The organism is Tolypothrix campylonemoides VB511288_2 (genome assembly GCF_045999855.1).
Lineage (GTDB): Bacteria > Cyanobacteriota > Cyanobacteriia > Cyanobacteriales > Nostocaceae > Scytonema > Scytonema bouteillei_A.
This window is the reverse complement of the sequence record NZ_JBFPMW010000008.1, coordinates 93,018-108,489: the sequence shown is the minus strand read 5'-3', so window position 1 is coordinate 108,489 and position 15,472 is coordinate 93,018. Positions and strand designations below refer to the sequence as shown.

The 15,472-nt window shown below is 40.5% G+C and carries 17 protein-coding genes; 8 read left to right on the top strand and 9 right to left on the bottom strand.

Annotation, left to right across the window (positions count from 1 at the left end; translation table 11 throughout):
• Window position 1: 1 nt before the first annotated feature.
• The 5 genes from AB0756_RS23400 to AB0756_RS23380 form a co-directional block, all read right to left on the bottom strand.
• Window positions 2-1,018 (bottom strand): hypothetical protein, encoded by a 1,017-nt coding sequence (locus tag AB0756_RS23400; protein WP_050045185.1) that lies wholly within the window; start codon window positions 1,016-1,018, stop codon window positions 2-4.
• 246 nt (window positions 1,019-1,264) lie between these two features.
• Window positions 1,265-1,675: a hypothetical protein gene (locus tag AB0756_RS23395; protein WP_038090032.1), complete on the bottom strand. Its 411-nt coding sequence runs from the start codon at window positions 1,673-1,675 to the stop codon at window positions 1,265-1,267.
• Window positions 1,676-3,199: 1,524 nt separating this feature from the next.
• Complete coding sequence (locus AB0756_RS23390) at window positions 3,200-4,129, bottom strand: FTR1 family iron permease (RefSeq protein WP_038089958.1); 930 nt, start codon at window positions 4,127-4,129, stop codon at window positions 3,200-3,202.
• 255 nt (window positions 4,130-4,384) lie between these two features.
• Window positions 4,385-4,576, bottom strand: coding sequence for a hypothetical protein (locus AB0756_RS23385; protein WP_050045184.1), 192 nt, complete (start codon window positions 4,574-4,576; stop codon window positions 4,385-4,387).
• A gap of 22 nt (window positions 4,577-4,598) precedes the next feature.
• Window positions 4,599-4,856 (bottom strand): hypothetical protein, encoded by a 258-nt coding sequence (locus AB0756_RS23380; RefSeq protein WP_050045183.1) that lies wholly within the window; start codon window positions 4,854-4,856, stop codon window positions 4,599-4,601.
• Between the two features lie 552 nt (window positions 4,857-5,408).
• Here AB0756_RS23380 and AB0756_RS23375 point away from each other — a divergent pair.
• The 5 genes from AB0756_RS23375 to AB0756_RS23355 are packed head-to-tail and all read left to right on the top strand — an operon-like array spanning window position 5,409 to window position 8,634.
• Window positions 5,409-6,074, top strand: a complete 666-nt coding sequence (locus tag AB0756_RS23375; protein WP_237265940.1) for an energy-coupling factor ABC transporter permease — start codon at window positions 5,409-5,411, stop codon at window positions 6,072-6,074.
• A gap of 56 nt (window positions 6,075-6,130) precedes the next feature.
• A complete protein-coding gene (locus AB0756_RS23370) occupies window positions 6,131-6,442 on the top strand; it encodes an energy-coupling factor ABC transporter substrate-binding protein (RefSeq protein ID WP_038089961.1) in 312 nt (103 codons plus the stop codon).
• Window positions 6,426-7,241, top strand: coding sequence for a cobalt ECF transporter T component CbiQ (gene cbiQ / locus AB0756_RS23365; protein WP_038089965.1), 816 nt, complete (start codon window positions 6,426-6,428; stop codon window positions 7,239-7,241). Before AB0756_RS23370 ends, cbiQ (AB0756_RS23365) begins: the two co-directional genes overlap by 17 nt.
• The gene (locus tag AB0756_RS23360) at window positions 7,216-8,043 is read left to right on the top strand and encodes an energy-coupling factor ABC transporter ATP-binding protein (protein WP_038089968.1); all 828 of its coding nucleotides are present in this window, start codon (window positions 7,216-7,218) and stop codon (window positions 8,041-8,043) included. Before cbiQ (AB0756_RS23365) ends, AB0756_RS23360 begins: the two co-directional genes overlap by 26 nt.
• 54 nt (window positions 8,044-8,097) lie before the next feature.
• On the top strand, window positions 8,098-8,634 hold the full coding sequence (locus AB0756_RS23355; RefSeq protein WP_038089971.1) for a hypothetical protein: 537 nt from the start codon (window positions 8,098-8,100) through the stop codon (window positions 8,632-8,634).
• A 99-nt stretch (window positions 8,635-8,733) separates the two neighbouring features.
• On the opposite strand, the gene AB0756_RS23350 is transcribed toward AB0756_RS23355, so the two are convergent.
• The 4 genes from AB0756_RS23350 to AB0756_RS23335 all read right to left on the bottom strand — a co-directional run bounded on the left by AB0756_RS23350 (window position 8,734) and on the right by AB0756_RS23335 (window position 11,571).
• Window positions 8,734-9,546 carry an energy-coupling factor ABC transporter ATP-binding protein gene (locus AB0756_RS23350; RefSeq protein WP_038089974.1) on the bottom strand — a complete coding sequence of 271 codons (813 nt, stop codon included), beginning with the start codon at window positions 9,544-9,546 and terminating at the stop codon, window positions 8,734-8,736.
• Between the two features lie 80 nt (window positions 9,547-9,626).
• A complete protein-coding gene (gene cbiQ / locus AB0756_RS23345) occupies window positions 9,627-10,403 on the bottom strand; it encodes a cobalt ECF transporter T component CbiQ (RefSeq protein WP_137986100.1) in 777 nt (258 codons plus the stop codon).
• Window positions 10,404-10,443: 40 nt separating this feature from the next.
• On the bottom strand, window positions 10,444-10,806 hold the full coding sequence (locus tag AB0756_RS23340; protein ID WP_038089977.1) for a PDGLE domain-containing protein: 363 nt from the start codon (window positions 10,804-10,806) through the stop codon (window positions 10,444-10,446).
• Between the two features lie 27 nt (window positions 10,807-10,833).
• A complete protein-coding gene (locus AB0756_RS23335; RefSeq protein ID WP_237265941.1) occupies window positions 10,834-11,571 on the bottom strand; it encodes an energy-coupling factor ABC transporter permease in 738 nt (245 codons plus the stop codon).
• A gap of 214 nt (window positions 11,572-11,785) precedes the next feature.
• On the opposite strand from AB0756_RS23335, the gene AB0756_RS23330 reads away from it, so the two are divergent.
• The 3 genes from AB0756_RS23330 to AB0756_RS23320 all read left to right on the top strand — a co-directional run.
• Window positions 11,786-12,262, top strand: coding sequence for a hypothetical protein (locus tag AB0756_RS23330; protein WP_038090041.1), 477 nt, complete (start codon window positions 11,786-11,788; stop codon window positions 12,260-12,262).
• A gap of 254 nt (window positions 12,263-12,516) precedes the next feature.
• Window positions 12,517-14,397: an iron uptake porin gene (locus AB0756_RS23325; protein ID WP_050045181.1), complete on the top strand. Its 1,881-nt coding sequence runs from the start codon at window positions 12,517-12,519 to the stop codon at window positions 14,395-14,397.
• A gap of 146 nt (window positions 14,398-14,543) precedes the next feature.
• On the top strand, window positions 14,544-15,472 hold a 929-nt coding region (locus AB0756_RS23320; protein ID WP_408104009.1), incomplete at its 3' end, for a hypothetical protein.

Genomic DNA, 15,472 nt, shown 5'->3' with positions numbered 1-15,472 from the left:
ACTATCTCCGCAATTCGACCTTCTTATCAGTGGACGTACAACAAAAAAGAAGGTTACGTTGGAGGGACTTACTGTACCGATCCTCTAGTACTTTTTGCATCTTCCAAATAAATCTCTGTAGTAAGCTCGCATGGAGATATGAGAATAAAGTTTTTTGCGTAAAGTTATCTGCTTGCAGATGGCGAATCATATACGGTGGATGCTTCAGAGGAAATTCGACCGCTTCTGTGGGCATATTAGCGTGTCTACTTCTTGTACCAGAGGTATGAGTTGATTCACTACCAAAACCGATATTAGAAATTAGGTTCACATTTGAGATAATACCTAAATAGTTATGCATCCAGCATGTCAATTGCCATTGATATGCCCAAACGTTAAACAAACCATCCACCATAGCATCATAGGTAGATTGCAATTCCTTAGTCCATTTATATGTTGTTCGGGTGTTTGTAAGTATGTTGTTTAGGTATCCCTTTTCTTTAATCTCTGACCATTTTTTCATGTCTAAGTCAAAATCTTTCCAAGCTCGTTTCCATGTTGCCCAACCCCAAACATGGTTATAGTGTGAGAAGTAGTAACTGTATTCGTCTCTTTTTCTACCAAATTGGATATTTTGACCAGAGATTGTTCCTATTCGTTCATCGTACCTATATCGCTCAAGTAATTCTTCACAGAAACGAAAAAACGTAGGGTGAGGTAAGCAGTCATCTTCTAAAATAATTGCTTCTTCAACGTGTTCGAAAACCCAATCTAGACCACTAGATACACGCTTACCGCACCCTAAATTAATCTCAGAGTAGTTCTTCAAAACTTCGCAGTCCCAATCAACACGATCGATAATTGCACGAGTAGCTTCGCACTTTTCTGCTTCACTAGGACGGTCTTGACGCGGACCATCTGCAATGATAAAAAGTTTATATGGCTTCACTTGGCGAATAGCTTCAAATACTTTCTCAGTCGTATGTGGTCGTTTAAAGATGATAAAAGCGACGGGAGTTGTTAGTCGAATAACATGCATTTATCTTACCTTATAAATTGTCTAAAAAATTGATAGCGTTCAAATACTTACAGCAACTTCAGATTTTCTTTCTTTAGGGACAGAACTCGTAACCACAATCGCTTTTGGTTTCTTATCCGAACTTAAGAAGAACCTGCAAATATTTTTGAAAATCAATTTCTTCAAATTGTGATGTGTGCTCCATATTGGTCAATATGAATCCTACTGATACATTCAATTGCGATCGCAACTGGCTCAACCTCTGAATTAGAAATCCTTGCTGTTATATCTTAGGTTCCGTGCGTGTCGGCGGGTAAACTCACTTACGGAAGGATTTCCTTCGATATGAATGACGTTCACTGCTTGTCGCCACAGTGCTGGGGATGCTATTGATACCTCATAAATACAATCCTGCTTTTTGACGTGGTACCATTCTGTTTTCTGACACAGATCGCACCAGAATGCTTCCAACCATTCGCCTTCTAGGGAAACTGCAGTCTTTTTCGCCACCAAGATTAAGGCTTTTTGTCGGCTAGCTCCCCGTTGCTGAAGTTGACTTGCGCGATCGGCAAACAATGGATGCTTTTGACTCATGCTATCAAGATAGCATCCATGAATTGGACAATAAATCACTCGTCGTTTTGAACGTTTACGATTTCGGTCACACCTTTTATGCAATTCCATCACCCTTAAATATTTCTAATTTCAGTCACACTATCTCCGCAATTCGACCTTCTTATCGGTGGACGTAAGTAGGTGGGTGCTAAAAAACATAACTAGATTAAGAAATGTAAATTACTAAAAAGCTTATTTTTAAAGCCTTCCCAGCGCTTTACATAATTTCATATAGTTCTGTTTAATTGTGCTTACCGACTTACAACAAAAAAGAAGGTTCGTTTGGAGAGACCGAGATCGTAAAGACCATCAAAGCCCAACTCCACATATCAATAAATTCTCTATTTAGTTAAAGCAATCTGTGACAAGCCCAAACAGTTTTATCTTAATTTTTTTTTAAGATAAATAATGAGGTATATGGAGTGAATGGTTTGGAGGTGAATTGTTGAAACGATATCTATCGGTTATTACCTGTATTCGCTACTCAGATGGATATCCTGGAAAACGTAAATAGCCCTAGTAAGTAGTTGTAAATACAACAGATTTACCATCAGGTAATACAAGAAATGCAGGCGCTTAATTGAGAACACACGGAGCGAGCCTAAGGTAGAGTAATTCCCGTAAAGTAACTTCTGAGAAACTATAGCAACGGGAGGCACCAGAACAACTATTATTCTAAGTAATATTATTTATCTTGAAGCTAGCATAGTACTGTTTAAATGTCAATATTTGTCTCGCTAGCTCTCGTGCTTACATCTTATAGGATATCTGAAAGGTTTAAAACAAGTGATGTTAGTTACGTTACGCAAGTTGCTTGAGCATGAAACGAATCATAGAAGTATAAACGCTTCAGTCGTTTCAGGTAAATTTGAGAATTCTTACTTAATGTTCAATACCTGCTAAACCAAAAGCTTGCACGGGTGTATCAGTATTGAGACGAGAGAACCTCACAATGTGTACTTTCTTATTTTTCAGATATTCTCTTATGAGTATTTAATTGTATCTTAACTAATCTTAACTAAAACCTCCCAGCACTTTTTTGTCTTTCCAAATTTGATACTCTTGTAAAAACATTGACAGAATAATTGTCTGTTTTATCCTCTGTGAGAAATGTAATTTCAGATAGAATTTTACATCCCTCTCCGGATAGAATTTCTGTCTTTCATTAGGTAGAAGCTTGTATGTTTTATATTAATCCATATGTCAGAGATTCGTTTAAAAAGAACATGTATTGTTAACCCCTGAAAGTTTAAAGTTTTAAACAATTTTTATTTCTAAAAATTTTAACTAATATTTTATTGCAGGATTTTTTTTAAAAAAGGGCTTAAACAAGAAAAAGTTATAAAAGTAGGAAAAGTCCTAAAAGTAGAATTGACTGACTTTGAGAATTATTGAGGCGACTGGAAGTTGTGGTTACAAAAACACTCGTCCGCTTTTATAAAAAATGTCCCAAAATGGCTTGTGCTAAGGCTTGGGAAAGCCCACTATAAATAAGAGACGGGTATCCTTACCCGTCTCTTATTCTATGGACAATTTATTTTTTGCAAATCCCTAACTACTTATCTATCCCTATTTCTGTACGAGTAGCTAATTTTTAGTGCTTACACTCTCTGTGCTTAGGAGGCTGCGGAAATATAAACCTCCAACTGTTAGTATAAACACAACATATCCAATGGCTTGCATGAGATAGAGATGTTCTCTGTAGCCAAACAAAGATTTCAGCACAACACCGGGAAACTCGCGATCGGGAAGAATATGAGAAGTATTCCACACCATAGGACCGAGGATGCAAGAGTGGATTTCGGCAAAGCGATCGTAATAGAAACAAAGACTTTCAGAAGCAGGATTGCTGATGGAAAGAGCCGCCGTTGCGCGATCGAACTTAAGCAACGCCGTTGCGACTAGCCCAGCTACAATCAGTACCAGTAAAACACCCATGACTTGGAAAAACTGCCGGATGTTGATTTTAACACCTAACTTAAACAGCAATACACCTATGATGGCTGCCACTATAATACCAGCAATAGCACCAATAGCAGGAATGAGACCCTGTTGAAAGTTAGCAGTAACAAACAGTACAGTTTCAAAGCCTTCACGTACAACAGCAACCAAGATAAGAGTAAAAACACCCCAACCGGCGTTTAAGTCTTGTTGTAATGTACTGGAGAGCGATCCCTCAACTTGAGCTTTCATGAATTTCGCTTGTTTGGTCATCCAAATCAGCATCCAGCTAAGCATCACAATCGCCAAGATACTAAATATACCTTCCATTAATGGTTTAACGACAGGCGTATATTGAGGATTGATTGTAGTTAAGGCTTGGATAAGCCAAGTGAAGAGAAAACCTATCAGTGCGCTGATAGCAATACCAGTAACGATACCGGCATAAACCCATGGATTCAGACGAGATTGCTTTGCTTTGTCTAGCAAAGCTAGTACAATCCCAACAACAAGGGCTGCTTCTACTCCTTCTCGAAGTGTAATGACAAAAGTAGGCAAGGCGGAACTAATATTCATCGAAAAAAGAAATTAATTCAGAATTAAAGGCACCTACTTTTAAGTATGAAGATGAATTACTCTTTTTGGTTCTAAAATCCCACGCATTCTGTAGGATAGACATTGTACACCATTCAATGTTAGTGTATGTTGCCCACCTAACTCCTATAGAAGTACGGCTCGCTGAAAAAACACCCTTAATAACCACATTCGGTTATTAAGGGGTGCATTCAAAACTGGGAGAAATAAAATGCCATATGTTGTGCTAAAAGAACGTTATTTGAGAGAAGGTTGTTTAATGACCTCCTGTTTAATCAAATAGTTGACATGGGGTTTGAAAAAATCTTGCTGATGCAATGGAATTGTGCCAATGTGATACATAACAGGTATTAAGGTACAAATTCCTATCAAGACCCACTTGTTTTTCTGTATCATGTCACGCAAGCTTTGTTTTGTTTGTCTCTGCATTCCTCAAATCCTCCGTGCATTTTTATTGAACTATTTGTAGAGACGGGAATAGAGGATGCCAACTTATAGCAGTGGCAGCAATAACTAAAAGCAACATCCAAACAAATATCGTTTTGCCTCTGGTTGGTTGGCTTCTCCACATGAACGAGAGAACTATCCAACTGATAAACCACCCTACTAAAAATAGCGTTGCTGTACTGCGGTAGACTAAAACTTTGGAAATATGTAACTGTTTTGGAAACTCCCCAAAACCCGAATCAACACGCGAATCTCGCACCATAATAAATCTCCATCTGGTGTTCAAGAAACAGCTATTGATGATGGAGGAAAACCTTCAATCAGCAAACAGTGAACAAAGAACAGATATGAAAAGCAAATAACTGTGAACTGAACACTGGTAACTGTTAAAAGAAGTCCTCTCCCATTAGGTAAATGGGTTCCCTGATACTTAAGAGAAACTTCATTTAGAGCGAATGCACTTCACAGACGCTTTATACACTTATCTGAGAATACATACTTTTAGGAAAAAAATCTATAGTCGAAAAATTAATTCATTTATAGTTTTTCTATAAAACGATAAATTTTTATTATATTTGAGCCATTTGTCCTTGCTAGTGCTTAAGAACAGAGACGGGGAACTTTTGCCCCCGATCGTTCTTCTTGAGTCAAGACCCGTACCGATTTAAACTGAAAGCTTTAGATGTATGTGCAGGTACATATTGTGTCAAAAATTCTTCTTAAATTAAAAAGCTCATCAAAATTTGTAAATCTTATCTTAATAGCAGCCGTAAGCTTCTACTTAATTGTTTGCCTACCCAAACCAGCTTACGCAATGCATATTATGGAAGGTTTTTTACCACTAAAGTGGGCAATTTTCTGGTGGATTGTAGCACTACCGTTCTTTATTCTGGGGTTGCGATCGCTAACTCACATTACCAAAGCTACACCAGAACTAAAGTTACTCCTAGCATTAGCTGGTGCTTTTACCTTTGTACTGTCAGCATTAAAAATGCCTTCAGTAACGGGAAGTAGTTCCCATCCGACAGGTACGGGGTTGGGTGCCATCCTCTTCGGACCATTAGCCATGTCAGTGTTGGGTAGTTTAGTGCTGTTATTTCAAGCACTATTACTCGCCCATGGCGGCTTGACGACATTGGGAGCCAATGCCTTTTCCATGGCGATCGCGGGACCATTTGTTGCCTTTTGGGTGTACCGCTTGGTCATGCAAACTGGTAAGCAAAGGTTAGCGATATTTCTAGCAGCATCTCTAGCAGATTTAATAACATATCTGATTACCTCCATACAATTGGCATTAGCATTTCCCGCGACGACAGGTGGTTTTATCGCTTCATTTGCCAAATTTGCCGGAATCTTTGCTGTCACTCAGGTACCCTTAGCTATTAGTGAAGGATTCCTAACAGTGTTGGTTTGGAATTGGCTTGCCAACTATGGTCGTGAGGAACTAAAAATGTTAAACCTAATTAAGCCAGAAAGCTAATGGCTAATGGCTAATAGCCATTAGCCATTAGCCATTAGCAATTAGCAACTAAACATATGACAAAAAACCTCAAATGGAATAACTGGCTATTGCTACTAGCAGTAGTTGTATTAACAGTCACACCGTTGATTGCAAAAAAAGGTTCGGAATTTGGAGGTGCAGATGGTCATGCGGAAGAAGCAATCAAAGAAATACAGCCCCATTATGAACCCTGGTTCAATTCTTTGATCGTGTTACCTGGGAAAGAAGTAGAAAGTCTATTGTTTGCCGTACAAGCAGCAGCAGGTGCAGGCACAATTGGCTATGTTATTGGATTGTATAAGGGGCGTTCGGAATTCAGTAAGAATAAGAATGAAAATTCAAATTGATACATTAGCTTATACAAATCGCTTGCGCTGGTTACCACCAGGGCAAAAAGTACTGTTTGCAACTACTCTGTTAATTATCTCTACGCTTGCTCATCCACTTGTTCAACTATTGATTGCGGCTTGGATAAGTGTTTGGATAGTGCTTTATGCAGGAATTCCTATTAAAACTTATTTGAAACTGGTTTATATTGCTGCTTTATTTTGGCTGACCAGTTTTCCAGCTTTAGCCATCAGTGGAGTTGAGGTTTCTCACATACATATAATCCCGCAAAGCGACTCAATTTTTGGTTTGACTTTTGGTTCTTATTATTTATACATCAGTCATCAGGGTATTGAGCAAGGATTGACCATTTTGTCGCGATCGCTTGCTTCTCTTTCCTGCTTGTACTTTATCATGCTGACTGTTCCCTTCACCGAACTGCTACACATCCTCCGTCGTATCGGAGTTCCAGTGCTTGTAACCGAGCTTCTATTACTTATGTACCGCTTTATTTTTGTGCTCTTAAATACCGCTACTGAGTTATGGATTGCCCAACACGCACGTGGCGGCTATCGGACCTTCTCCGTTGGGATGAAAAGCTTGGCACTGTTGATAGGACAGCTGCTCAATCGAACGATAGAAAATTATCGTCAGGTTTCGTTAAGTCTTGCTGCGAGGGGGTTTAGTGAAGAATTGCGGGTTTGGCATCCCCATCGCTATCATCAATCCAAGCGCCTTTTTACAGAAGCAATTTTTGGTTGTGCATTATTAATCAGTTTGGAATGGGGACACTATGCAGGAATGGTTACTCGAATTTGAGCAAGTTTACTATACCTACCCAGGCGTAAAACAACCAGCCTTGAATGGGCTAACACTTAAGATTCCTGCAAATAAAAAATGTGCATTAATTGGTTTGAATGGTTGTGGCAAAACCACACTATTTTTGCTAGCTAATGGTTTGTACAAACCTCAAAAAGGCAGCCTAGTTTGGAAAGGGAATCCGCTGAAGTACGATCGCAATTCTTTAATACAATTAAGACAAAAAGTTGGATTGATTTTTCAAGATCCAGAACAACAGTTAGTTGCTTCTACTGTTGAAGAAGATATTTCTTATGGGTTGTGTAACTTAGGTTTACCAGAAGCAGAAATTCAATACAAAGTCGAACAAGCTTTACTAGAATTTGGGTTAAGAGAACTTGCAGAAAGACCAGTTCATCACCTGAGTTTGGGACAAAAAAAGCGAGTTTCTATAGCAGATGTTATGGTATTACAACCCGAGTTACTGTTACTAGATGAGCCTACAGCTTATCTAGATACATTACATACTAAAAACTTAATGGCAACTCTCAAAAAAATTCATGACTCTGGAACAACAACCCTGATGGCAACTCATGACTTAGATTTAGTTTATCGCTGGGCAGACTGGGTTTTTGTCATGGATAAAGGGCAACTTGTCTTAGAAGGAAAGCCACAGGATGTATTTGCCAAACAGGATATTTTAGAAGAGTTACAGTTAGGAGTACCACTAGTATATGAGCTATTGTTTTCTAAGGAGATTGTTGAAGAAGAACCCGCTTTAGAACAGTTGCGACAACGAATTTTGAAATCATTTCGTTATTAGTATTAATCTACTTGTCTTTATCGTAATATTTAATACAAATAATAGATGTAAGTGATGAATCAACAAGAACCACCAAACAATCAATCCACCTCTAACCAAAACAACGCGGTAAATCCAATGGATTTGTTGTTGGATGAAGAATGGTTTAGAAAAGCGATCGAGGCTGAGGACAAAGTAGGTGGTAACATAGGCGCGGGATTAGATTGGGGTTCTGCATTTGGCGAACTGATGCTTAACTTTGAACTTTTGGGACGTTTAAAAACGTTACGTATTTCTTTAAACCGGGAAGTACGTTTACTACTGAATAATTGGAATTTAGGAACAGCTACCACTATTGCAGTAAAAACTGCAAAAGAGAAACTGCTTCAAAGATTAAGATTACCTACATCAGATGTCAGAGAACGCATACTCGCTGTTTTGGCTATGGATGAACTTTATTGCCAAGAGTTTATTTGCGATAGACAGATACTACGAGAACTAGTAGGAGTTTTGCTGACACAAGAAGATTGGGAAACTATTGCCGCAGTTGCAGCAGATTCGTTAAAAGCGCAAATTATGCAGCAAGTTTCTTTTGAGAAAATTTCGGCGTAGTATAAGAGTGAAAAGTGCTGAAACTTGGAAGGTATGACAAAATATATGCCAAAAGCGAACATAGTACCAATGAACAAATTGTCTTAATAATTTGTCTAATTACAAGTTTTTAACAACTGGTTGCTGTATGGATGCTCTAGATTGATAACTAGGTGCGTGTTCAATGCAACAATAAGGACGGCTGTAACTTAAAGGGGGTTCTAGAGCATGAGCCCGCAAAAACTCCGAATCGTTCATCACCTTCTCAGTCTGACCGTCAAATACGATTTGTCCCCTACTTAATACAACAGTACGCGAACAAAGCTCTAAGGCTAAATCTAAATCATGAGTGGCTATCAGTTGAGTCAGAGGTAGAGTTTGTAGTAAATCAATTAACTGGCGGCGCGATCGCGGATCTAACTGAGCAGAAGGTTCATCAAATACCAAAACCTGAGGCTTCATGGCTAAAACCCCTGCGATCGCAACACGTTTTTTTTCACCTCCAGACAAGTTATCGGTATTGCGCTGTCCGTACCATTCGGGATCGATATCAACTGCTACCATTGCTTGAAGAACTTGCTCTTTGAGTTCCCTATCTCGCAAGCCCAGATTCATCGGACCAAAAGCAACATCCTCCCATACCGTTGGCATAAATAACTGGTTATCTGGATTTTGAAAGACCAGTCCCACAAAATTCCGAATTTCTCGTAAATTTTCAGGTTTGACAACCCATTCGCCAATTATCACTTCTCCTTCCTGAGGCAAAATAATGCCATTGAGGTGATACTGCAAAGTAGATTTACCCGAACCATTTGCTCCAATTAATGCAACTCTTTCTCCTGGTTTAATAAATAGATTAATTCCCATAAGGGCTTGAGTCCCATCAGGGTACGTATAGCTCAGATTTGTAATAGTGACTGGATTGTGATGCATTGTTGAAGTGTTAGTTGTTAGTTGTTAGTAGTCAGTGGTTGGTTGGTAGCTACTTACTACTAACCACCAACCACTCACTATTAACCAATCAAATAAATAGCTTGTCCCAAAAGTGACACAATTAGCGCTATGGTGAGAGCGATCGCATCACGCCTTCCCCCTTGGGGTACTTGTTCTATGGGTGGGACTCCTTGATAACCGCGTGACAGCATTGCTTGATGAATGCGATTACCTCGCTCGTATGTGCGGATAAACAGAGATCCAATTGTGTTGCCAATGACTAACCTGATAGTACGGTTGCTGTTCATTAAGTTGCGAGATGCTGCGGCTCGCCTCATGGTGTTAAACTCGTTAATCAAAACGTTAATGTAGCGATACATTGATGCCAAAATTGCTACTAACAGTGGAGGGGTTCGCAGTTGAATCAGAGCGTTGAGAAGCATTGGTACTGAAGTTGTTAAAGTCAGCAAATTTAACACCAACAGCGACAGTAATGCCTTAAATGTTACACTACCCAAAACAATCAGCCCCAGGGTAGTGATTTGTAAAGGACCCCAAGTCCAAAGTACTGTACCACCTCTTCGGAATAAAGTTCCTAGAAGTACGACACCGATAAACCCGAACTCAACAGCTAATCGTTTCAATAGAACGCTGAGCGTTACTTGACTGAGTAATATGAGGCTTATCACAGCCAAACCATAAATTGACCAAGTCCACCAATGTCCGTTGGGGGTAATGACAGTGGCAAAAACAAGCATCAACGTACAGAGAATGCGAGTACGGGGAGCCAGTTGGTGCCAGGGTGTGGCTTTCTTACTATCGATATCAAGAGCTATTGCTCCAATATGCAGCAGCATCTAACGATTTTTACTTCCTTCATCCTTCACACTTTATACTTTATACTTCGTTAGAATCATCATACTCGGGGTGAGATGAACTCGAACCACGCACCACAAGTTTGCCGATCCCCCAAGCTAAACCAAAAGTTGCTAGAGTTCCCACTAACCCAGCGATGGGGGTAGCTATACCTTCCGGGACACCTTTAAGAGAGTATTCGTCAAATAAAGAGTGGAAGGGAAGCTTTTTAGCTGGTGTATCTTCAACTGCTTTATCTTCAAATTTGAGATCTTGGGAGACTCTATCCAAACCATCGGGATCTTTGCTGGCAAAAGGAGAGAGGAAAATTGCAATCAGTAGGGCAATACCCAAACCTGCAATAACGAAAGCACGGTTGCGATCGCGTGTCATATTATGGCTCATAAGATTTCTCTAATTACTCCCTAATCGTTATTGATATGGAGACAAAGGTCGAGAGACAACAGATTTGCGTGGGGGATCGTAGAACATATCCGGTCGAGTCCGCCAAATAAACGAAAGTGCGATGACAGTGATTGCGGCTTCACCGATCCCAATCAGCACGTGCCAAGTTATCATTGCCGTCAATGCTACCGACAATGGAACTGTTCCAGATATAGCCAGTTGTACTGCACATACAAATGCGGCTACAACTACACTTGTCCAGGCTGCAACCCCTGCGCCCACAACCATCCCTAACAGTTTATTACGACCTATGGCGATTCGGATAGCTTTGTATAGGTAATAACCTGCAAATGTCCCAATTAAGCCCATATTCAGGATGTTAGCTCCCAAAACTGTCAAACCGCCATCTTGGAAAAAGACGCTTTGGACAATAAAGACAACTACCATCACTAAAGAACCAGCCCAAGGACCTAATAAAGCTCCTGCTAAAGTACCGCCCAAAAGATGCCCGGAAGTCCCTCCAGGGATAGGGAAATTAATCATTTGAGCAGCAAAGATAAAAGCCGCACATACACCCATCAGAGGTACAGCTCGTTCTTGGTATTCTGCTTGCGATTTTGACAGCGAAGCTGCAATTAATGCGAGTGCAATAATCCAAGTGACAAGGATAACGGGTAAATTCAAAAAGCCATCCGGAATATGCAATGCTAAATGGGGTTGAAATATCCCATGCATCCACCCTAAGTATGAAATAAAAGCAAACACGATGTGTATCCGTAATTTAACGATTTTCTTTTGTCAGATTATGCGATATCTGTAAACTTCTAGTTAAGCTTAGAGTTTCTTTAGATTTCAATGGGATGGGGGGGCATTTAATCAAGATAGAAGGTGAAGGATGAAGCGTGAAGCAGGAACAATAGTGAGAACCGTTAAATCTTTGGGTATTATTATTTGGGTTATATATATAACGAGATTAAAGATGGTTGTTTTACGTAAAAATACTGTTACTTTTTCTGTTAGCGTGAGTCTGACTTTTCTCATAACTGCCTGCAATGAAAGCAAAGTTAACCAGTGCCAACGATTGATGGAAGTCGTTAACAAAGGAACTGAGCTTATTGATAAGAATAAAGGGCAACAGGTTACAACTAGCATACAACTATCAAAAGATTTGCAAGCCGTCAGTAAAGAGATTGGAGAACAGAACTTCAAAGATCCGAAGCTACAGGAATTTCAGAACCGTATTGTCAAGGTATTTGAGACTGTGAGCACATCGATTGCGAAAGCAGGTCAAGCTTTAGGCTCTGCCAAGATAGCAAAAAACTCATCAGAAGGTCGAATCAAAATTCAAAAGGCGAGAGGAGATATCGATGCATCCCTAACAGCAGCAGCAAATGCAGCCAAGCAGTTAGATGCTGTCGCATCAGACTTGAATAAGTACTGCAATCAACCAGAGTAAGCTCAGCATCGAACCTCTCTTTCTGCTTGCTCTAAAAATTAGCGATTTTTGTAAGGTGGGTAACTACCCGCCCTACACCGTAGCGATCGTCTTCTGGCGAAAAGGGAGTAACCTTTTCTGCTCCCTCTTAGCTGCCAACACTCGTTCTTATCTTGAATCAGTATTTAATATTACTTATTAATAAGCAATGTTCCGGATTGACAGAGATTGTTCCTGTCAAAAGAAATGTCAGTCTAAATTTATGTTTAAGTACGATGAACGACATTGGTCTGCTAATGGCGGGCGTGTTGGCAGCAGGGCTACCATCTGCCCCGAAAGTGCCAGAGCAGCCACCAGTAAAGGCAAAAGAAGAGGCGAACAGAGCAGCAATATCTGAGGTAACTCAAGTTATTCCACCTGCTGAAATGGCATTACCCGAATTTATGCCACTGGATGGTAGTTCTTCAACTACCCCGTTAGCTATAAAAATAAAAAGTAAAAAAATAACTAGTGAAATTACTGAGAAAATTTATCCTCAAACCCCTTACAGTCTAGTACAAGCAGTAGAAACACTGAGGGACAGGGAGGATAAGGAGGACAAGGGGGACAAGGTAGAATTTTCTCCCTTGTCTACCCCCTCTCCAGAAGACGATCCCATGTCCCAAGTCACATCTGTGTCGCAACTGGGTGATGTCCAACCTTCTGATTGGGCTTTTAGTGCTTTGCAATCTTTAGTAGAACGCTATGGTTGTATTGCTGGATATCCCGATCGCACCTATCGAGGCGATCGAGCTATCAATCGTTATGAATTTGCTGCGGGATTGGCGGCTTGCTTGGAAACAATCAATGAATTGATTGGCAAGAGCACAGAAGGGGCTCTGACTAATGAGGATTTAATTTTACTAGAAAAATTACAATCGGAATTTCAGGCGGAGCTAAACGCAATTCAGGAGCGTGTGACTTCTTTAGAAGGTAGAACATCGCAAGTAGCAAAAAATCAGTTTTCCACAACAACGAAACTTGTCGGACAAGTTATTTTTGGCTTGCAAGGCTCTAACAAGGCTAATATTGATTTGTTTCCTAGAGATGGTGTTCCAGAACGCGACGCACAAACAAATGTCACATTTGCAAGTAACGTACAGTTAACACTGGCGACTTCATTTACGGGAAAAGATTTATTATTAACTGGTCTATCTGCAGGAAATTCAGGCTCTAATGCACCATTTGTATTCACCAATATGGGACGCTTGGGTTATGAACTGGATACAGAAAAAGATTTAGTGCTGAACGAGTTGTCTTACCGATTTCCTGTCTCTGATAACTTTGGCATTGTTGTTGGGACAGCTGGTGTTAACCCAAGCAATACCTTCCGGGGTATTAACCCTTTAGAAGGTTCTGGAGAAGGAGCTATCTCTTTATTTGGTCAGCGCAATCCTATTTTGGCAATCGGTAATGGAACGGGTGGCATAGGTTTTGACTGGCAAATCAGCGATCGCATCAGTTTGCAAGGAGTCTACAGTTCGGAAATTCCCAGCTTTCCCAGTAACGGTCAAGCAGCAGGACTCTTTGGTGGTAGATACACAGCTGGTGTTCAGTTAAGCCTTGCACCAACTAACAACATCGATTTAGGAGTTCACTATCTTTACTCCCACTCTCCTGATGGCTTGTTAGGAAGTGGTATCGGTGATGCTCAATTAATCTCTCCTTTTGCACCATCTGTTGCCTTCAACACTCATGCTGTAGGCGCAACTGTGGCGTGGCGTGTCAATCCCAACTTTCAATTAGGTGGTTGGGGAGGTTGGACTTTTTCAAATCCAGAAGAACTTTCTGGAAGCGTAAAAACAACTAACTGGATGGCATTTGCTGCATTTCCTAACTTACTCCGCCAAGGCAATCTCGGGGGAATTCTTGTCGGTCAACCACCTAAAATTACCTCCAGTACCCTGCCAGAGGGATACAATCTTCCCAACTTTTCCGAAGGAGGAACACCAGGAGGGCGCAGCGACAGTACATTACACTTAGAGCTTTTTTATCGCGCCCAATTGAACGACTATTTATCAATCACTCCAGGCTTGCTAGTTCTTTTCAACCCAGATCACAACTCAGCTAACGATACTTTAGTGATTGGAACAGTGAGAGCAACGTTCCGGTTTTAATTTCATACTTGTGTAAATGTAATCAAATGCTCAAAAGCATACTTAGACAATCAGCAGCAAATCAACAGCTAACAAGGGGAAGTCCAATACCTCTCGTAGAATCAGACGTGTTTTTTATGACTTTATAATCCAGGAACACATTCTCAATGCACTTCCAAGCGTCTGGTCAAAACTCAATTCAAAACGACAACTCCTTATATCCGCAAATACACGCAAATTCTAACTATCCTCGTCTACCTGCGTCCATTTGCGGTTCAAAAAACAAAATCTCCAAGTTAGGATTGCTCCTCATTAGCAGTTGCAGTCTAGCTTCAGCTATCATTGGTCTTGGAAATTCTAAAGCCGCCGCACAATTAACAATTCAAAGCACCGGTACGCTCTCGGGTACTATTCAACTTCCCAGTTTTAACCCTAACTTCAACAATAGAATTACCCGTGTAGATACTGACTCCAACGGTACTTATATGCGAAATATAGGTACCAAACAGAATCCTAATTTTGTTCCTGTATACACTTCTAATTATGTAAAAGTTCAAACACGAGCTGATGGAAGCCTGGGGTACTACGTTGACTTTAGAGGAATTCCCGTCATATCACTTGATGGCGTTCTCTCTTCACCTGCTCTCTCAGGCGGTCAGTTAGAACCATATAAATACCAAGGCATAATACCAGACACCAAATTTCAAGGTGTGGTTCAAGATGAGTTTGGACTGACAAAAGCTTTTTACACTGGTGTTGTGACCGATCCAAAAACAGGACAGCAGTACCAGGGAACATTTGAAGTGAACGGACAAGGACCGCGATATAGCGATCGCAACGGTGGTGAAAGTCCCACAGTCTTTGATTTCAAATCGGATCTTCCCGGTAAACCAACTGTTACGTCTTTAAAAATGACAAACAGCCCTTTAGTGAGATTGACAATTAAAGTACCTGCAGACGCTAAACCAATTGTTAGCAATCCCACACCGGTTGTTAACAATCCCACTCCATCCCCATCGCCAGTGGTGAGCAATCCCACTCCTCCATCCCCATCGCCAGTGGTGAGCAATCCCACTCCATCCCCATCGCCGGTGGT